Below are 19,904 nucleotides of genomic sequence, written 5' to 3' on the forward strand. Positions count from 1 at the left end.
CGGTATGATGGAATCATGTCCACCGCAGCCCAGCTTTACATGACTCTTCACCGCCTCGCCACCGCCGCCGAGGCACCCGATGCCGCAACCCGAACCCAGGGCATCAGCCGCAACGAGCTACTGACCCTGCTCGGTATTAGCACGCGCGCTAACGGCTCCCTCAGCGAGGCCCAGGAACGCGCCTTTGAACGAGCCAAGCAGACCCTGCGTGATGCCGGCGCACGCATTACCCACGTGACCACGGACCTGGGGGAGCGCTACCGCCTCGAAACCAGCAACGCCGCGCAGCTGCCCGCCTGGAACCCCACCGCCGAGGAGTTCCGCCTCATCAACACCATCCTGCGCGGCTGGGAAGGCACCGAACTGCAGGATGACGCCTACCGCATCCTGCGTAAGATTGCGCTGACCAGCGAGAACCTCACCGATGAGGCGCTCGCCGCCGCGAAGATCCTGGAGCCGAAGACCGGCAAGCGTCAGCGTGCGAAGAACCTGTACACCTACCGCGAGCCTCTTCAGCGCATTTACTTTAGCGATAACCCGCACCTGAATGAGCTGTTCACAGCCTATGCGGAGCGTAAGACGGTCACGTTCACCTATCAGACGGCTGCCGGTGCAACCCGCGTGCAGGAGAAGGTCAGTGTTGCCGGTATCGGTTACCGTTACGGCACCTGGTATTTTGTCGGCTACTACACCGAGAGCGCGGAGCGTAAGGAGTACACGTTCCGTGCCAGCCGTATTCAGAAGCTCACAATGCTTTCACGTATCGATTCGACCCCCATCAATGCGACGTTTAAAGCCAAGAACTGGCTTGAAGACATTAAGGGCTACGAAGAGAGCCTGATTGTTGCCGAGGTCAGCGCCGATTCTACGCTGTCGGAGCCCTTCACCGTGCCCTCGTACGGCACGATTGATAGCGCTGTGGCGGCGACCAGCTACAGCTGTGTGATCGAGCCGCCCGAGGAATCGGAGGCTGCCTCTACCCGCCAGCGTGACAGCTACGCCGCCCAGCAGCAGCTGTTGCGCACCCTCACCGACCTGCACAGTGGCGCAGTTGAAGACCCCGGCACCTGGGCAGATATCAACCAGCGCAACCGCAACAACTCCCTCGACGACCTTGTTGACCTGCTCCTGGGTCTGCACCGTGCCGACCGCTGGGCGAGCGCCCACGATGAGGCGCCCATGCCGTTGAACCAGCTCAACGCCCTCTACAGTGTGGACACCGAGAAGAACCGTGCCCTCGGCAAAACCATTGCCGAGATTTTCGCGCAGGTAGACACCGTTCCCTTCGATTCTGATCCCAAGGACCCGGACGCCCTCAAGCCCACCTACATTAACCTGCTGCCGGACTTTGGCGGCGCCACCCCGAACACGCTACTGAACTACGCGCGCCTTACCGACACTGAGCTCGCCATTCTCGTCTTCACCCTCTCTGCCGCAGATATTCTGCACCCGGCGGATGCGCGCCTGGGCAGTATCCGTGCGGCGCTCGCCGCTGCGTACCCGAACGCGCCCGTCTATGCGCAGCATCTGTGCTTCGCCCCGGAGGAGCCTCTGCTGCAGGAGGCGACTGCCGCCTTGAGTAGCGGCAATGCCGTGACCATTGGGTACGGTACTTCTGAGCGTGCCGCTGATCGTCTGGTGGACCCGTATGCGTTGGTGTTGCACCGCGACCACATGTACCTGCATGCGTGGTGCCGTACCGCTGAGGAACGCTACTATGCGGCGCGCGGTGAGGAAGTCCCCGAGTACGTACCCGAGGCTTTTGCTCACGCAGCCACCGGCGAGGCGGGAAACAACGAGACTGCCGACAGCGCGGCGACGGATAGTGAAGCAGGGGAGAAGACCCCCACTTTCTGGCGTAACTTCCGCCTCAGCCGCATCAACCACATTCAGGAGGCGGGTGCGGGTCGTACCCACCCGGTCACCGGTGACACCGTCCCGCATTGGCACGCGCAACAGCACAGCACTCAGACCAACCCCTTCGCTGAGTTGCGGATTCACCCGACCGAGCACATTCCCAGCGGTGAGCCGCTCGATACTCTCACCGCAACGTACATGCGTCGAAGCACCCACCACGTGAAGAAGGCTTCACGCACCCAGTACGTGCGCATCCACTACTACAACAACGCCCACGGTGCTGGCGATAAGAACATTCTCGATACCGTCATCGCGCACCGAGGTGCCCTTGAACTGGTCGGTCCCGCGCACCTGCGCGCGGCGCTGCTTGACCAGTTGCAAACCCTCAACGCGAGTAGCCGCAGGGGTGCGCCCGCAGAAAAATAGAACTTCACCCACAAGCAAAAACGCCCTAAAAACCCATCTAAGGCGCCAAAACATTAACCTAAAACTTGTATAATGGTGCTCATGTCTTGGTGGTTCTGGATTTTGCTATGGGGCGCGCTCATCATCTGCTCGCTCCTCTATTTGGCATGGTTCACCTACAAAGCACTCACTCGCGGTTTCACACTCCTTGACGAAACCGTAACCTGGGTCGAGTCAATCGAGGGACAATTCGACGCAGCGCAAGCGAACGCAAGCCGAAAACTCCCACGAGACACCACCCTCGGGGTATTCACACCCATCACCGAGGCATACAATAACTACGAACAAGGTAAGCAGACACGCAGGTCTGAGCGGATCAAGCGACGGGTCTCCCGACGAGATCGACTCGGCCAACCTCAAAACATCGGAGACCTGCTCTAACAGAAAGGCACACCACCATGGGCCAGATTTTCAGCCACCCCGCGACCATCATCGTCGTTATCCTCCTCATCGTCCTGCTCTTCGGCGCACCCAAGCTGCCCGGCATGGCACGCAGCCTCGGCCAGTCCATGCGCATCTTCAAGACCGAAGTTGAGGGCCTGAAGAACGACTCCAAGAAGGACCCCCGCGAGAAGGACGGCGAAGAGGTCGTCACCGCTGAGGTCGTAGACAACGGCAAGGACGGCAAGACCGAAACCAAGTAACGGTCCCGCCACCGACGCACCAAACCCGTGCCAGCCCACCGGCCGGCACGGGTTTTGCGGCACCACCCCATAAACACCCCACCAGACCCCCTCAGCCGAATCACACACGGCACCGACACCCAGAGGACACCACGTGGCAACACCTGACCAGGACGTGCGCAACCGCAAAATCAATCCTGAAGCACGCATGGAACTCAAGGAACACCTGCGCGAATTCCGCGACCGCCTCATCAAAGCGGCTATCGCAACCGTCATCGCAGCCATCATCGGTACGGTCTTCCTCTACCAGCCTTTCATCGAAATGATCTCTGCGCCCCTGCAGCAGATCAACGCAGAAACCGGCCGCAACGCAAACCTGAACTACGGTAGCGTCGCATCTCCTTTCGACCAGCTGCTGAAGGTCGGTATGTACATCGGCTTGGTGATCGCCTCTCCCGTCTGGCTCTACCAGGCACTGCGATTCCTGCTGCCGGCACTGCACACCAAGGAGAAGAAGTATCTCTTCGGCTTCCTCACCGCATCTATTTTCGCGTTTGCCTGCGGTGTCGCCATTTCGTACTTCACCCTCCCCGGCGTGGTCTACGCGCTGCTGAAGTTCACCCCCGTCAACGAAAGTAACTACATTGACGCGGGCGTGTACATCTCCTTCATCCTGAAGTTCGTTGTGACGTTCTCCTGCGCCTTCATCATCCCGGTGATTCTGGTCGGCATTAACATGCTGGGTCTGATCCGCGGCACCACCATTTTGAAGGCTTGGCGCTGGGTTGTCGTGCTCGTTGCGGTTATCGCAGCGCTGACCGCACCCGGTAGCGACATCATGATGATGTTCGTGCTCATGGCGCCGCTGCTGATTTTCTTCTTCGCAGCAATCGGCATCTGCATGATCAACGACAAGCGCCGCGACCGCAAGCTTGCCAAGCTGGCGCAGGGTTCGGATGAAGCAAGCCTGAACACCGCAACCAGCAGCGAAGACCTGGCGAAGATGGGTTACTTCGAGGAAGAGAAGACTTCCTAAATTGAATAGCTCGCTTTGAGCAACCTAGCCGAAAGGGGCGGGGTACAGAGAACCTGTACCTCGCCCCTTTCGCATATTCCGCAAAAGCGTCTCGAGGCGCACAGACGAAGAGGCGCACAGACGAATTTTTACAACGCCCGCCGGTACATCCCGGCAGAAACTGAGCATAAATTGCGCCGAAACCGCGCAGCTGATGCGCTCGCTGTTCGCCCATACCGGATTAGTGCCCGTGCAGGATGCTTTCTGAAGGCTTGCGGCGGGTGAACCGTTACACTGGACATACTATGAGCAAGCACCACGCACAGCACACTTCTGACGCACATACTTCTAACTCTTCTAACGCACAGACCCCGGCGGAGCGCACCGACTACGCTGCCGCCTACGCCGCATCCCGAGAGCGCGCCGCCTACGCGAAGACCGCCCTCGGGGCTTTTGAGGCGTCCCTTGATTTTCCGCTGGATGATTTTCAGCGTCAGGCGTGTGCCGCCGTGGAGGCGGACCGCTCCGTCCTCGTTGCCGCGCCTACGGGTGCCGGTAAGACCATTGTGGGTGAGTTCGGTATCTACCTGGCGTTGCGCCGCGGCATGAAGGCGTTCTACACGACCCCCATTAAGGCGCTGAGCAACCAGAAGTACCACGACTTTGTGCGCGCGTACGGTGAGGATTACGTGGGTCTGCTCACCGGCGATACGAGCATTAACACGGAAGCACCCGTGGTCGTGATGACCACCGAGGTGCTGCGCAACATGCTCTACGCCAACTCGACCACGCTGACCGGCCTGGGCTATGTGGTGATGGATGAGGTGCACTACCTGGCGGACCGTTTCCGTGGCGCGGTGTGGGAAGAGGCGATTATTCACCTTCCCGAGCACGTGAACGTCATTTCTCTGTCTGCTACGGTGTCGAACGTTGAGGAGTTCGGCGCGTGGCTGGATACGGTGCGCGGCGGCACGGACATTATCGTTTCCGAGCACCGCCCGGTGCCCCTGTGGCAGCACATGATGGTCGGTCACCGCGTGGTGGACCTGTTCGTACCCGAAGACAACTCCGCGCAGGGCAAGAACCACACCCAGGGCAAGAACCAGGAGCCGGAGGAGAAGCTCTCCCGCAAGCAGGCGAAGAAGGCACAGAAAGCTAAGCAGCGCGGCGCAACCGTGGAGGCGGGCGCCAACCCTCTGCTTGCCGGTCTGCGCCTGAACCCGCAGCTGAAGGCGCTACGCCCCGGCTTCCGTTCCGCACCGGGCCGTGGCCGTTACGGCGGCAAGCGTGAACGTTTCCGTCACCGCCGTGAAGGCTGGCTGAATGAGACGTTCAGCAGCGGCGAGCGCGGCCGCTCGGACCGTCGTGACCGTTTCAGCAATGATCGTTTCAGTAACGACCGGGACTTTGATGCGCGCGGTGAGCAGAAGCCTCTGCGTCCGCAGCGTATCACCCGCCCGGAGATGGTGCGCGCCCTCGACAAGCAGGGTCTGCTGCCCGCAATCTGCTTTATCTTCTCCCGTGCCGGTTGCGACGGCGCGGTCAGCCACTGCGTATCCGCCGATATTACGCTGACCACCCCCGAACAGCAGCAGACCATCCGCGCCTACATTGCGGAAGCGACCGCTCACCTGGACACCCGCGACCTGAACACCCTCGGCTACTACGAATGGCGTGACGGACTGATTCGCGGTATCGCCGCACACCACGCCGGCCTACTGCCCCTGTTCAAGGAGGTCGTCGAAACCCTCTTCGCCCAGGGCCTGATCAAGCTGGTCTTCGCCACCGAAACCCTCGCACTGGGCATCAACATGCCCGCACGCACCGTCATCCTGGAAAAGCTCACCAAATACAACGGCGAATCCCACGTAGACATCACCCCCGGCGAGTACACCCAGCTGACCGGACGCGCAGGCCGCCGCGGCATCGACATCGAAGGCCACGCCGTCGTCATGTGGCGCCCCGGCATGTCCCCGGAACACGTGGCAACCCTCGCCTCAACCCGCACCTACCCGCTGAACTCCTCATTCCGCCCCACCTACAACATGGCGGCAAACCTCATCGCCTCCTACGGCGCCGAACGCACCCGCAAAATCCTGGAATCCTCCTTCGCACAGTTCCAGGCAGACAAATCGGTCGTCGGCGTCGCCTCCCGCGTACGCAAAAACGAAAGCGCCCTAGAAGGCTACCGCGAAGCAATGGCATGCCACCTGGGCGACTTCACCGAATACGTCCAGCTCAGCCGCCAGATCACCGAACTGGAAAAGAAGGCATCCAAGAGCAACGAACGCCACGCACGCGCACAAGCACACCACAGCATCCAGCAGCTACTGCCCGGCGACATCATCTACATTCCGCACGGCCGCTCCCGCGGCTACGCAGTCGTCATCACCCGCTCCGATTCGCACGCCGACCCGCGCATCGGCATCGTCACCGAGGACGCGCACCAGCGCACCGCCTCAACCCGCGATTTCGAAGGCGCCGTCGAACCGGTCTCACGCATCAAAATCCCCAAGCGCCTAAGCCTCAAAACCGCCAAGGAACGCCGCGACACCGCAAGCCGCATGCGCCAGGCACTCTACGACGGCCGCGCCCCGCGTGCGCTCGCACAGCAGAACATCCCGGCTCGTCAGAACAGCATTGACGCGCAGCTGGAGGCTCTGCAGGCTCAGCTGCGTAACCACCCGTGCCACGGCTGCTCCGACCGCGCGAACCACATGCGTTGGGCTGAGCGCTGGCAGAAGCTCAACTCCGAGACCGAAGGGTTGCGCCGTCAGATTGCCCGCCGTACCAACACGATCGCTCAGGTCTTCAACCGCATTGCGCGTCTGCTGGAGAGCTACGGCTACGTCGAACGCACCGAGGACGGCGAACTGTCGCTCACCACCGGCGGACAGGCGCTACGCCGCATCTACGGCGAGCGCGATCTACTGACCGCCCTGTGCCTGGATGCGCACTTCCTCGACGGACTGGAACCCGCCGCCATCGCGGCAACCGTCGCCGCACTGACCTACCAGGGCAAGCGCGACGCCGTGGAATACCTGGCTCACTACCCGCACCCGTCCCTGCGCGCACCCATCGCGACGATTACGCAGCGCCTCGCCGACCTGAACGCAGCCGAGGAACAGTTCAAGGTCAACCCGACCCCGGCATGCGACTTCGGCCTGGTCGAACCCATGTACGCCTGGGCAAACGGCGCACACCTCGCAAAGGCAATCGAGGACACCGGCCTTGCCGCCGGCGACTTCGTACGCTGGGCAAAGCAGGTACTGGACGCTCTGGACCAGATCGCGCACATCCGCTCACTGGACCCGGTCATCCGCGCCCGCTGTGAAGAAGCAATCGAGGCGGTACGCCGCGGCGTAGTCGCACTGGACGTCTAACCCGCACCTTAGTGCTACACCCTGCTCGACCGGTTCGAACTACCACCCCCGCTACTGTGCATTGTTCTGCATCATCTAAGTTCCGCCTCATCTAAGGACGAACGAACTACCACAGGCAGCGGGGGTGCTTCTATACTCAAATGAGACGCTCAGCTAAGCTACGCGAGCACAATTGAAGTGCCCGCCCCGTGTGCGCTTTCGGCGCGCCTCAAAGGTGAAAGGAATCTAATGTCTACCCGTATTTTCGTAGATGGTAGCGTGTACAGCCCGGTCGACCCGTACGCAACCGCAATGCTCGTCGAAGACGGCTTCGTCCGCTGGGTTGGTTCCGACTCCGGGGCGCGTTCAATTGCCGACGAATCAGCCACCATCACCGAACTCGACGGCGCCCTGCTAACCCCCGCCTTTGCGCGCGCACTAGCACCGGTAGCAGGCAAAGAAGCACCCGAAATCCTCGACTACCTGCAGGCATACCGCGCAGCCGGCTACCACACCCACACCCTACTCGCCGGCATGGAAGACGTACCCGACCTCGTCTCCGCACTCAGCTACTACAGCGCCGAACACGGCGTACCCGACATCCGCCTCATCCTCAACGCCACCGGCGTAGAAACTGACGAACTCATCAGCGCCATCAAGGCACTACGCCCCCTCACCGAAGGCGAACGCGCCATCAAGGGCCTGCAGCTAGTCGGCATCTTTGTCACACCCACCGAAGCGTCCGCAGCAGCACAGGTCGCCGAAGACGCCGCACTCCTGCTCTCCATCGACGCATCCACCAGCTTTGCCGACGCAGCCGACGCCGCGCTCGCCGTACGCGAGAGCCGCCCCTGGCTCTCCATCCGCCTCGACGCAGCAATCAGCACCCCGCAGGACCCCATCACCGACGAACACCTCACCCAGCTGGCAGAAGCACGCATCAACCTGGGCCTGAGCGTCTGCGAACCCGAAGAAGACGAAACCGCCAACGACACCGTCCAAGCACTCCTCGCACACGCCGGGGGAGAAGCACGCGAATCTGTGGCATCCGTAGCCCGCCGCGCAAACGCAGCCGGCACCTCCATCGCGCTGGGCTCTGATGCTCAGCTGTACGCACCCGGCGCCTGGTCCCTCATCCGCGAACTCGTCAACGACGAATACGGCATCTCCGCACGCAGCGCCTTCGCCGCCCTCACCCGCGGCGTATACCGCCTAGCCCACGAAGAAAACCCCTTCACCGGCCAGTTCGCACCCGACACCCCCGCATTCGTAGCACAGTGGCGCGTAGAAGCCCTCATGGTCCAAGCACCCGACTCCCGCGTCGCATCGTGGAGCACCGACCCCCGCGCTCGCATTCCGTTGCTTCCGGTGCTGGATGAGGATTCGCCTCTGCCCATCCTGGAATCTATTTACACTGAAAGTAACTAATTTTTTAGCTTGTCGACACCTTTTTAGGCGGTTTAGGGGCAGTGGAAGCCCCCGAGGATTCAGTTACCCGCATGTTTACCCGGTATACTGGATACCTACACTGCCTGTTTTATATGCACCTGTGGGGGAGTAATATGCGCGTTCTAACTGTCATCCCGACGTATAACGAGAAGGAGAACCTACCCATCGTGGTAGAGCGTCTTCGTAAGGCAGCTCCCGAGGTGGACATTCTCGTGGTGGATGATAACAGCCCCGACGGCACCGGCCAGATTGCTGATGAGCTGTCGGCTAAGGATTCCCAGATTCACGTTCTGCACCGCACCGTTAAGGACGGCCTGGGTGGCGCGTACCTCGCTGGCTTCGATTGGGGCCTTGAGGCAGGCTACGACATTCTGATTGAGATGGATGCTGACTGCTCGCACCAGCCTGAGCAGCTTCCTTCTCTGGTTCGTGCCGTGGAGGCGGGCGCTGACCTGGCTATTGGTTCGCGTTACGTTCCCGGCGGCAAGACCAAGAACTGGCCGGCTCACCGTCAGATTCTCTCTCGCGGCGCTAACCTGTACACCCGCCTGATTCTGGGTACCTCCATTAAGGACATTACCGCTGGTTTCCGCGCGTACCGTCGTGAGGCTCTGCAGCGTCTGAACCTGGACGGTATTGACTCTAAGGGCTACGTGTTCCAGGTGGATTTGGCATGGCGTTCTGAGCAGGCTGGCCTGAATATTGTTGAGGTTCCGATTACTTTCGTTGAGCGTGAGATTGGCGCTTCGAAGATGGACGGCAACATTATCTTTGACTCCATGTCTAAGGTGACTCGCTGGGGCATGACTAACCGCGTTCAGAAGCTGAAGAAGGCTCTGGGCAAGTAAGACTTCTTACTCAGACGCTTCTCGCACCTGAGGTTTATACGAAAGGACCGGGGGCGGATACATTATGTATCCGCCCCCGGTCCTTTCACTTTCTGTAGCGCTCTATCCTGGCTCACGTGCCGACGGGAAGCCCCTACCAAAACAAGAAAGCCCGCCTCAGAGCACGGGTGGCTCTTAGCGGGCTTCTACAGCGTTTCTACGGCATGTCTACGGTGCTTTTAGAGCGCGTAGTGCTTGCGGTAGTATTCCAGGCGGTCTTCCAGGGTCTTTTCCAGCTCTTCGATGCTACGGCGTTCCATGAGCATGTCCCAGTGGGTACGTGCGGGCTTCTCTTCTTCGGCGTCTGCGGTGGAGTCGCCGTTGACGAGGTATGCTTCCTTGCCGGACTTTGCGGTCCATACCGAGGGGATTTCTGCTTCTGCCGCGAAGGTCACGAAAACGCGGTCACCGTCAGCGGTACGGTATTCGACGCGCTGGCGGGGCGCGGGCTGTACGTTCGATTCGGTTTCCATCGACTGGGAACCCAGGCGCATACCGCGCAGGCTACGATCGCTCATTTTTCCTCCAGTGTCGTCGGGTGCGCTCTTCGGCGCTTTAGGCATAACGTTGGGCGGGGGAGAGCTATTCCCTCGAACGTTTACAAAACATCCATTATATCGGTAATAGTCTCCGCCCGCCCAACGTGATGGTGTTTATTCGGCGTGATTTTTGGTGATTCACGCCTTTTTATGCGTTAGATTTCGCGTTTAGCCGTTGATGCCGTAGCTTCCGGGTGCCTGCGGTGCGCTCTTGGGTGCCTCTGCTGCGGGCTTCTTCGGTGCGTCTGCCAGGTCGGATGCGGGCAGGGTGCCGAATGCGTTGCCCAGGCCGCGCAGTGCATCGCCGAGTTCGGTCGGGATGAACCAGAGCTTGTTGGCGTCGCCTTCGGCGAGCTTGGGCAGGGTCTGCAGGTACTGGTAGGTGAGCAGCTGCTGGCTGGGGTTGGATTCGTGGATTGCTGCGAAGACCTTCTGCACGGCTTCGGCTTCACCGTTTGCGCGCAGGATTGCGGACTGTGCGTCACCTTCTGCACGAAGGATTTGCGCCTGCTTTTCACCCTCTGCACGCAGGATTGCGGCGCGGGATTCACCTTCTGCAGTCAGAATGTCGGACTGCTTCTGGCCTTCTGCGGTGAGGATTGCGGCGCGACGGTCACGCTCTGCACGCATCTGCTTCTCCATGGAGTCCTGGATGGACACCGGGGGCTGGATTTCCTTGATGTCCACGCGGGAGACGCGCAGACCCCAGCGGCCGGTGGTGGAGTCGAGTACGCCTCGCAGTTCAGCGTTGATTTGGTCGCGGGAGGTGAGGGTCTGCTCCAAGTTCAGGCCACCGACGACGTTACGCAGGGTTGCGCTGGTCAGCTCGTCCACGGCACGAATGTAGTTGGTAATTTCGTAGGTTGCCGAGCGCGGGTCGGTGACCTGGAAGTACACGACGGTGTCGATGCCGACCACGAGGTTATCTTCGGTAATCACGGACTGCGAGGGGAAGGAAACGACCTGTTCACGCAGATCGATGAGGGGCAGCACGCGGTCAACTACAGGGATGACGATGTGCAGGCCGGGGTTGAGAACGGCGTGGAATTTACCCAGTCGTTCGACGATGCCGGCTCGTCCCTGCGGGATGACGCGCACGGTCTTTGCGAGCATCGTCAGCACGAAGAGGATGAGTAGAACCGTCAGAATAAGGCTGATAGGCATTGTTTCTCCTTATCGGTGAGTTATATGGTGTGTTCTAGGGCATCTGAATTGGCATTTGGAGCCGGTATTCAGATGGGTCTTAGTTTGTTGGTCTTAGTCATGGGGGAGAGGCTCTACGATTGCGGTAGCACCCTCAATGGCTCGTACCCTCGCGTGTGATCCTGCTACGAGCGTTCCGGAGGCGGTGCGTGCCGTCCAGGTGTCGCCAGCTAGTACAACCAAACCGGTTTCACTAGTCACATCTTGAGTGACGCGCACCTCAGTACCAACGAGTGCTTCAGCATTAGTGACAGCTCCGGTGGCTGATTTATTGAGCTTTTTCAGCAGCGGCGGGCGCAGGCCAAGAACCAAAATCAGGCAGATCACCACGAAAATAACGGTTCGAATCAGCATATTATCCACGAAGGGCGATATTGCTGCGGTGATGCCTGCGCTAATCGCCAGCATGAGAAAGAACAGGTCGAGGCTGAGCATTTCTATGACGGCGAAAACGAGGGCGAGTGCAACCCAGAGTGTCCAGGGTGTCTCAAAGAGCCAATCCACGAGTTTTCTCCTTTGGTGTACATCAACCGGCGTGGTTGATGTTGAATCTGCACACGAGGCGACAGCACCTTCGTGATGCGGGGTATATCCATTATTTCAGGTGGATTGAGTGCTGGCGACAGTTCTGGTGACCGGGTGAGGTTAATACATGAACTGTTAAGACTTTATTTAGACACGGGGAATCTTGGGTTCATTCTAGACCTCCCTAAAAAGCCGATAATATACATTATGTAAAGTAGACCTATTTTTCACTACCCCACCGGCTGCCCACCGATGCTTTCTACGCTCTAGTTGGCACAGGCCAAACCTAGGCTCCTCATAATGCAACCGGTGCGACTGCGCTGTTCCATTCGTGGCTCTGAGCTCCGCGCGCCTCAGCTAGCCGTACGCTCACATGCTCCGAACCTCGGATTCCTCAACGCCTCCCGTTAAACGACAAACACCCGAGACGAGCTCACACCATTCGGTGCGCCCCATCTCGGGTGCCTATCATCAGCTACTAGGCTTCTTTATTCTGCGTGCCTGGAGCTGAACTCTACCCAGGCGTTGAGCACACGCTCTGCTGCACCGGATGCAATAGATTCGCGGGCATCAGCCAAAGCCTGCGTGAAGCGAGCCTCAAAGCTTTCGCCGTTAGTCGGGCGGTACGCGACCAGGCCAGCGGCAGCGTTCATCAGCACAGCGTCGTGAATGGCGCGCAGCGGGCTCTTCGGGGCCTCGCCCTCCCCCGCCAAAATTGCACGGAAAACGCCCGCGTTGTACTCGGCGTCGCCGCCGCGCAGCTGCTCCAACGGTGCGTTCTGCAGACCGTACTCGGTCGGGTCAAAACGATACTCGGTCAGCTCGCCGTCGACAGCCTCCCACAGGCGGCTGGTGGTGGCGATGGTCAGCTCGTCCAGGCCGTCATCACCGCGGAAAATCAGGGCGTGATCGCCGCGCTCCGCGAAGACGTGAGCCATCTTCTCAGCCATGACCGGGTTAGCAACGCCGATAGCCGAGGACTTCACGCGAGCCGGGTTGGTCATGGGGCCCAGGTAGTTGAACGCGGTCGGAATGCCCAGCAGGCGGCGGGTCGGGCCCACGTGGCGCATTGCCGGGTGGAAGGTCATCGCAAACAGGAACGTGATGCCGGTCTCGCGAGCGCATTCGGCGACTGCGGGAATGGGCATGTCGAGGCGGATTCCGAGGGCTTCGAGGACGTCTGCGGAGCCGGATTTGGAGGTGGAGGCGCGGTTGCCGTGTTTGACGACGGTGGCGCCGGTTCCTGCGATGACGAGGGCTGCCATGGTGGAGATGTTGACGGTGTTTTGCTGGTCGCCGCCGGTGCCGACGATGTCTACGGCATGGGGGTTGATGTCGACGGTTTCGGCTTTGGCGATCATACCGGCTGCGAGTGCGCCGAGTTCTTCGGGGGTTTCGCCTTTGGAGTGGAGGGCGGTGAGGAAGGATGCGAGGATCGGCTGTTCGGTTTGGCCGGTCATGATGTGGTCCATTGCCCAGGCGACTTCGGTGTCGGTGAGGTTTTGGTGTTTGACGAGCTGGTTGAGGATGTATTTCCAGGTGATTTCGTGCGTAGTCATGTGTTAAGTGTAAAACCCCCGCCGCGTATCTGCATGGTTGGGTGCAGTATGCGAGACGGGGGTTTGTGAGGCGTGTTGCACCGTGGGGTGCTTAGCGCTGGGGTGCCTTCGGTTTAGTGGAAGGAGTCACCGCATGCGCAGGAGCCTGCTGCGTTGGGGTTGTCGATGGAGAAGCCCTGCTTTTCGATGGTGTCTTCGAAGTCGATGGTGGAGCCGTCGAGGTAGGGTGCGCTCATCTTGTCGACGATGACTTCTACGCCGTCGAAGTTGCGGACTGCGTCGCCGTCGAGGACGCGCTCGTCGAAGTAGAGCTGGTAGATGAGGCCGGAGCAGCCGCCGGGCTGGACGGCGATGCGCAGGCGCAGGTCGGTGCGGCCTTCCTGTTCGAGGAGGGTGCGGACCTTGGTCTGTGCTACTTCGGTGAGGTTGACGCCGTGGGTCGGCAGTTCGGTGGTGGTTTCACTCATTGGTGTTGTCCTTTTGTTTGGTGGTTGCCCGTGTGCGCCGCGTGTGGGTGCGTGTGGGCGTTTTAGCCTTCACGATACGCGCCGGGGAGAGCTGAGCACAACCTAGGGTGTGCATAGTTCGCCGGGGGCGTGAGTTTTGGTGTGGGGGCTTGACATGTAATTCTGCTTCTAGGATACCGAAAAAGTGGGGGTTGGGGTTTGCGACCCTTCTCCCCCACTTTTTGTGGATGTTCCTAGCGAGCGCGTTTAGCGGGTACCGAGTGCGCTCAGAAGCAGCGCCTCCGCGAGGATTGCGTTCTTGAAGTCCGGGATGTAGAGGGACTCGTTGGCGCTGTGTGCGCGGGTATCGGGGTCTTCTACGCCGGTGACGAGGATCTGTGCCTGCGGGAAGAGGTCCTTCAGGTCGGAGATGAACGGGATGGAGCCGCCCATGCCGGTCTGTACGGGTTCGACGTCCCAGGCGGCGCGCATTGCGTCGAGTGCGGTCTGTGCGCCGTCTGCGTCGACTTCGGTGGCGAAGGGCATGCCGGAGTCAACGGCGGTGTAGTTCGCCTGTGCGCCGTGGGGTGCGTGTGCCTTGATGTGTTCGGCGAGTGCGCGGTGTGCGTTTTCGGGGTTGTCGCCGGGTGCTAGGCGGGTGCTGATGCGTGCGCGGGATACGACGGCGAGGGTATTAGAGGAGGTTGCGATGGAGGGGATGTCCATGCCGATGACGGAGATGGCCGGCTGGGTCCACAGGCGGGAGGCGACGGTTCCGGTGCCTGCGAGGGGTACGGAGTCGAGGATTCCGGAGTCGTTGCGGAAGTCTGCTTCGGCGTATTCGAGTTCGGGTTCGGGGGCTCGGTGTAGGCCTTCGACGGCTACGGCGCCGGTGGCGTCGTGCAGGGTTGCGAGGAGCTGTGCCATGAGGGTGTGTGCGTCGAGCATGGGGCCGCCGAACATGCCGGAGTGGATGGCGTGGCTGCCGACGCGTACTTCGATGTCGCCGGATGCGACGCCGCGCAGGCTGGTGGTGAGTGCGGGTACGCCGGCGCGCCAGTTGGCGGAGTCTGCGACCACGATGTAGTCGGCGGACAGTTCCTCACGGTAGGTGTTGAGGAAGGAGACGAAGGAGGGCGAGCCTGCTTCTTCTTCGCCCTCAATGAAGAGCTTCACGCCAAGCTTGAAGTCCTCGCCGAGAGTTTCGTTGAGGGCTGCGAGCGCGGCGAGGTGCACGAGGATGCCTGCCTTGTCGTCTGCTGCGCCGCGGCCGTAGAGGCGGTCGCCCTTGCGGGTTGCGACGAAGGGTTCGGTGTCCCACAGGTCGAGGTTGCCGGCGGGCTGTACGTCGTGGTGGGCGTAGAGCAGGATGGTCGGGTAGCCTTCTGCGGCGGGGCGGGAGGCGATGACGGCGGGCATGCCCTGCTTTTCGGTGCCGTCGGCGGTGGTGTAGGTGGCGCGTTCGATGCGTACGTTGTTGAAGCCTGCCTTGGTTGCGAGCGCGGCGACTGCCTCAGCGCTGCGGTCTACCTGGGTGAGGTCGTGCGATTCCCAGGCGATGGAGGGGATGGCGACGAGCTCGGTGAGGGTCTGCAGGGTTGCTTCGAAGTTTTTGGTGACGGCGTCGCGTAGGGCGCTGTGGTGGGTGAATTCAGTAGTCATGTTTCTACCTTACCCCCACCTTACCCGCCGCCGCCGGGTGGTTGGGGTTGTTTCAGTTGCTGGTGTGCGCTTGTGGGGGGCGGGTTTGGTGTGTGCCGTTCGGGTATGATGGGAGGGTGTTTGGTCGTAAGAAAGAGAAGGCTGAAGCGGAAGCTGTTCAGCCGCAGGTTGTAGAGGAGCCTCAGGCTCCGGTTAATCCGAAGTTCACCCCGAAGAAGGGCCGTCCTACTCCTTCGCGTAAGGAGCAACAGGCGGCTCGTCGTCAGCCTCTGGTTGTTAATGACCGTAAGGAGGCGAAGGCGCGTGAACGTGAGGCGATGGCGAAGGCTCGTGAGCGTCAGAATGATGCGTTGATGGGTGGCGATCAGCGTTACCTGCCCGCCGTGGACCGTGGTTCGCAGCGCCGTTATATCCGTGATTACATTGATGCCCGCCGTAATATTGGTGACGTCATGTTGTTTGTCATGCTGGCGTTCTTTATTTTTACCCTGTTCATCCCCGGTTTCTTTGGTTCTGCTGAGGCTGCGGAGGGTTTCCAGCGTATTACTACGTACGTCCTTTGGGGTCTGCTGCTGCTGTGGATTGGTGATTCCTGGCTTTTGTGGCGTGGCCTGAAGAAGAAGGTAATTGCGAAGTTCGGTGAGATGGAGCCTCGCTCCGGCATGTACACGTATAACCGTGTGATGGTTCCTCGTCGTATGCGCCGCCCGGTTCCGATGGTGAAGTACGGCGAGTACCCGCACTAAGTCGTTAGTGCCTTATAGGTGCTTGGGGAGAGGTCCTGAAGGTTCAGGCCTCTCCCCTATTTTTATGTTCTTACGCGACTCTCTTACGTGAGAAGCCACATGTGTTTCGAGAAGCTACTTCTTTGGTGGCTTTTCGAAACACATGTGGCTTCTGGACGTATATGTCGCGGTTAGACGCCGGTACTGTTAGGCTTCGATTCGGGAGTAGAGGATCTGCCATTTGCCGTCGCGGTGTTCAAGGGCGAAGGTGTAGATTTCTTCTTCCTTGTCGCTGCTCCAGGTTTCTTGGCGGCCGTCGGGTTCTACCTCGGTGTGTTTGTCCCATTTGTGGTTGGTTTTCAGGTAGTAGGTTTGATGGTCGTCGCTCCGGGGTATGCCTTCGGGTTCGAAGTGTTCGATGCCGTCGATGACCCATCCGCCGCGCTGGTAGAGCGCTTCTATTTCCCGGTAGATTTTGAGTTCTCCGTCGTTTGATGAGGAGAGGAATTCGCGGGCTTTGCTGTAGTCGCCGGTTTGGACGCCGTAGTTGATCCATTGGTTCCAGGCGTCCATGGTTTTGAGGATGCCGTCGGGGGTCTTTGCGCGGTATCCGTTTTCGGGGGCGTTGGGTTTGGGGACGTTCTGGGCGGGGCCTTTGGCGTCTGCTTTGCGGTATTCACCGTTACCGGCGCTGTTGCTTGAGCTGCTGTTGGTGGCGGCCCTGCCGGAGGCTGTGGATCCGTCTCCTGCAGTTGTGATGTCGTGCGGCACGCAGGCGGCGAGTAGGGTGCTGAGGCTGATGAGGGTGCCTCCGGTCAGCATTGAGCGGCGGTTCAGCATGTTGGGGTTCATGGTTGGTCCTCCACATCGTTGTAGTGCACATCGCTGTAGTGCATGGTCTCCCGCTTATCTCCATTATGCGCGAGCGCGCACTGGGAGCCTAACATTGATTTCTCAAGTTTTAAGTTACTTCTTCTTAGACATCAAGACACTAAAAATAAGTATTATTTTCTACCATATATCGGATATAAATATATGGCGTACCCCGAATCTTCAACAGTTTCGAGGTACGCCATATATTGTAGCAATTCTATCTTGCCAAAATTGCATCAATCTGCTTAGCAAAATCCGGACTCTTATTTATTTCATTTCGCTCGACTCCGGCATTATGAATGGTTTCAATTGCCTCATCAATAACATCTTTTGATTCACAAAAAACTTCTTCAAGGTCCGTGAATCCATTTTCAAACTCTTTAAGATACACCTCGAGAAGATTTTTCATCTTCCGCAGGTTACCATGATTAGTAACATCATCCAGAATAGAAATATTTTTCTTCGAATACAAATCCCGTTGGATTATTCTAGATACCGCATACATAAGATGCCATCGATTGCGCTTATACTCAGTGAGAATCTTTTGATTCCTCAGCCAATCATCCAAATCAACATAAATTCGTGCAGCGAGATAGTAAGACTCACAGTTATGGATCTCGGAAAATATACCCGGATTGTCGCGCGTTGCTAGCTTGCTGAGCTTCCCATAGTATCGAGCACTATCATGGGGACGGTTGAGATAGATGCTTGCAAACGATTTCATTAACTCAACGACACCGATTTTATGCTTAAAAGATCCAATTGAATTGAGATATTGATTCTTCCTTCTTTCGTAGACCAAAACCCCTTGGTTTTTGTTTTTAAAATAATATTCCAGCTCTTTATTAAATGAAGAGCGCGAGGAAAGAACCAAGTCATTGACGGGATTTTGAGTGTTAGTAGATGAAATAATCATATCAATAACATCATCATTTTGCGTGTGAATTATTCTAATTGGAATGCAAATAGAAGACTCCACATCTTTAATAAATGCTTGATGCTCTTTAAGGTTTTCAATATTTGAAGTAAGATTCTCTATCCAATCTTCACCGAGATTTTCTCCCGACTTCATAGCCTTATAGATACTCTTCATAATACCTGTCTCATCCTTGTCAAGATATTCTATAGGAACTTTTTTTTGCAAATCTTTTAACTTATTTTTTAATTCCGTGTAATATTCATGAAGTATGTGACTCGTCTGACACCCATTGACAATCTGATAGCCCCTAATACGCATGAGGGTGGCCGAGCCCTTGGGCTCCTCGAGATTTTTAGCAATAATCGTAATTCCGTTATTCATTGCGAAGAAAAGATCTCGACCAATCCTTCGATCTTCCTCCGTTTTCGTATTGCCTTGATTCCTTCCATTACGAAGAGAGTCTTTAATTGATTTATTAATATTTGCAGTATCTAGATACCCTCGAACATTTTCACTGAAAATCCCACCTTTAAGATTCCCAGATTCGTCATGAATTATATTCAGGTATTCCCCAAGAGATAGGTATCCTGTATATATTTTATTAATACCGTGCCTTGATATATTATTACTTTCCTCAAAGGACTTCAGCGTACCCTTGTAAAACTCTGCCGTAGATCCAATAAAAATATCCTCATAAATACTGCGAATTGTTTCACTACCAGCAAATAGGGTATCATGCACAGAATATTCTCCCACTTTTTCAAGGTTTCTAATATTCTGCGCAATCTGCTCCTTTGCCCCCTCTAGGCTATCATTTTTATTTTTTTCACTTGCAGCAACTGCATAGCAGGTATATACATTAATGTTCTTTCCAAAGGGTAATTTTTTCACCTTTCCATCTATATTTATCTTTCCACTTTCTATAACGTTCTTAATTTCAGCAAAATTACGAAGTGAAGGGGTTACTCCCTCTGGAAGTTTTTCAGATTCCAGAATTGAACATACCCCAGAAATAAACTTGCTGTGATTCCCCAAGATATCCGAATATTTATCAGAGTATTTTGACTGTGTAAAAACGTATGACACTTCCATCATATTGCCAAAATCTTTATATTTTTCTTCAAGATACTCAACGTTAGGAACAACGATCCCATCAATAATTACAGCCGCTGAATCAATTGACCTTTCACTCCCTGGGGTGCCTTTACTTTGACCAGAGCAAATATCTTGTATATCAAAATTATAATCTGAGGCATATTTACAGGTCATCAAATAGGCAATAAGTTTTTCAAAAACCTTCTCGCCTTCTTCACCGGGTTCTATATCTTTATCAAAAAGAATTCTAAATTGATTTATAATGTCATCAATGAGCATTTTTGACATTTCAATCTCCTTTGAATGTGTAGTGTGGTGGTGCAATCGTCGGTGCTGCACCACTCTGATAGTACTATCGCTCCAGGTCAGGGTGCAATCCACAACACACCAAACGTCAACAGAATCTCAAGTAAAGCTTCAGGTCTCCTCCCCTCAGATCTCAGCACAACCATCCCTTACACGTTGAGTAGGCATGCAAAAGAGAGCACCACATCCACCCCAACGGGTAGAGAACGGTGCCCCCTTTCAGTGCGCCGAGTCAGCACGCCGGGGAGCTTGAAGCCCCGCCTGTACACCTTTTAGCAGCGATCGACGAAGCCGAAGCGCTTGCCCTGATAGAAGCCTGCTGGCTGCACGCCGCAAACAGAGCGGATGCACCAAAGAAAGTAACGCCACTCAACACTGCACGGCGGCTCAATAC

The 19,904-nt window shown here is 57.5% G+C and carries 15 protein-coding genes; 7 read left to right on the forward strand and 8 right to left on the reverse strand.

The features are described from left to right. The first annotated feature begins 15 nt into the window (after window positions 1-15). From HMPREF2999_RS07590 to HMPREF2999_RS07620, 6 genes are all read left to right on the forward strand, one after another. Window positions 16-2,283, forward strand: coding sequence for a WYL domain-containing transcriptional regulator (locus HMPREF2999_RS07590; RefSeq protein ID WP_070697760.1), 2,268 nt, complete (start codon window positions 16-18; stop codon window positions 2,281-2,283). 437 nt (window positions 2,284-2,720) lie between these two features. Next, window positions 2,721-2,966 (forward strand): Sec-independent protein translocase subunit TatA, encoded by a 246-nt coding sequence (tatA, locus tag HMPREF2999_RS07600; RefSeq protein WP_005506024.1) that lies wholly within the window; start codon window positions 2,721-2,723, stop codon window positions 2,964-2,966. A gap of 133 nt (window positions 2,967-3,099) precedes the next feature. Beyond that, complete coding sequence (gene tatC / locus HMPREF2999_RS07605) at window positions 3,100-3,981, forward strand: twin-arginine translocase subunit TatC (protein ID WP_083315096.1); 882 nt, start codon at window positions 3,100-3,102, stop codon at window positions 3,979-3,981. A 284-nt stretch (window positions 3,982-4,265) separates the two neighbouring features. Next, the gene (locus HMPREF2999_RS07610) at window positions 4,266-7,343 is read left to right on the forward strand and encodes a DEAD/DEAH box helicase (RefSeq protein ID WP_070676361.1); all 3,078 of its coding nucleotides are present in this window, start codon (window positions 4,266-4,268) and stop codon (window positions 7,341-7,343) included. Window positions 7,344-7,571: 228 nt separating this feature from the next. After that, on the forward strand, window positions 7,572-8,750 hold the full coding sequence (locus tag HMPREF2999_RS07615; RefSeq protein WP_070676359.1) for an amidohydrolase: 1,179 nt from the start codon (window positions 7,572-7,574) through the stop codon (window positions 8,748-8,750). 134 nt (window positions 8,751-8,884) lie between these two features. Next, on the forward strand, window positions 8,885-9,619 hold the full coding sequence (locus HMPREF2999_RS07620; protein ID WP_070676358.1) for a polyprenol monophosphomannose synthase: 735 nt from the start codon (window positions 8,885-8,887) through the stop codon (window positions 9,617-9,619). A gap of 218 nt (window positions 9,620-9,837) precedes the next feature. Here HMPREF2999_RS07620 and HMPREF2999_RS07625 read toward each other — a convergent pair whose 3' ends face one another. The 6 genes from HMPREF2999_RS07625 to HMPREF2999_RS07650 form a co-directional block, all read right to left on the reverse strand. Beyond that, window positions 9,838-10,176, reverse strand: coding sequence for an RNA polymerase-binding protein RbpA (locus tag HMPREF2999_RS07625; protein WP_005506034.1), 339 nt, complete (start codon window positions 10,174-10,176; stop codon window positions 9,838-9,840). Between the two features lie 189 nt (window positions 10,177-10,365). Then, the gene (locus HMPREF2999_RS07630) at window positions 10,366-11,361 is read right to left on the reverse strand and encodes an SPFH domain-containing protein (RefSeq protein ID WP_005506035.1); all 996 of its coding nucleotides are present in this window, start codon (window positions 11,359-11,361) and stop codon (window positions 10,366-10,368) included. Between the two features lie 93 nt (window positions 11,362-11,454). Continuing rightward, window positions 11,455-11,904, reverse strand: a complete 450-nt coding sequence (locus HMPREF2999_RS07635; RefSeq protein ID WP_070506293.1) for an NfeD family protein — start codon at window positions 11,902-11,904, stop codon at window positions 11,455-11,457. A gap of 509 nt (window positions 11,905-12,413) precedes the next feature. After that, entirely contained in the window at window positions 12,414-13,484 is a 1,071-nt protein-coding gene (gene trpD, locus HMPREF2999_RS07640) for an anthranilate phosphoribosyltransferase (protein ID WP_070676356.1), read from the reverse strand. A gap of 113 nt (window positions 13,485-13,597) precedes the next feature. Next, window positions 13,598-13,951 carry a HesB/IscA family protein gene (locus HMPREF2999_RS07645; RefSeq protein WP_005506039.1) on the reverse strand — a complete coding sequence of 118 codons (354 nt, stop codon included), beginning with the start codon at window positions 13,949-13,951 and terminating at the stop codon, window positions 13,598-13,600. A 246-nt stretch (window positions 13,952-14,197) separates the two neighbouring features. Continuing rightward, entirely contained in the window at window positions 14,198-15,592 is a 1,395-nt protein-coding gene (locus HMPREF2999_RS07650) for a M20/M25/M40 family metallo-hydrolase (RefSeq protein ID WP_070676354.1), read from the reverse strand. A gap of 116 nt (window positions 15,593-15,708) precedes the next feature. Between HMPREF2999_RS07650 and HMPREF2999_RS07655 the strand changes: the two genes are divergently transcribed. After that, on the forward strand, window positions 15,709-16,338 hold the full coding sequence (locus HMPREF2999_RS07655) for a DUF3043 domain-containing protein (protein WP_070676352.1): 630 nt from the start codon (window positions 15,709-15,711) through the stop codon (window positions 16,336-16,338). A gap of 186 nt (window positions 16,339-16,524) precedes the next feature. Here the strand turns inward: HMPREF2999_RS07655 and HMPREF2999_RS07660 are convergent, their stop codons facing one another. Together HMPREF2999_RS07660 and HMPREF2999_RS07665 are read right to left on the reverse strand one after the other, a co-directional pair. After that, on the reverse strand, window positions 16,525-17,169 hold the full coding sequence (locus HMPREF2999_RS07660; RefSeq protein WP_070676350.1) for a DUF6318 family protein: 645 nt from the start codon (window positions 17,167-17,169) through the stop codon (window positions 16,525-16,527). 238 nt (window positions 17,170-17,407) lie between these two features. Continuing rightward, on the reverse strand, window positions 17,408-19,492 hold the full coding sequence (locus HMPREF2999_RS07665; protein WP_049353089.1) for an AIPR family protein: 2,085 nt from the start codon (window positions 19,490-19,492) through the stop codon (window positions 17,408-17,410). Window positions 19,493-19,904: the final 412 nt, after the last annotated feature.

It is taken from the genome of Rothia sp. HMSC066H02, from assembly GCF_001814995.1.
Taxonomy (GTDB): domain Bacteria; phylum Actinomycetota; class Actinomycetes; order Actinomycetales; family Micrococcaceae; genus Rothia; species Rothia mucilaginosa.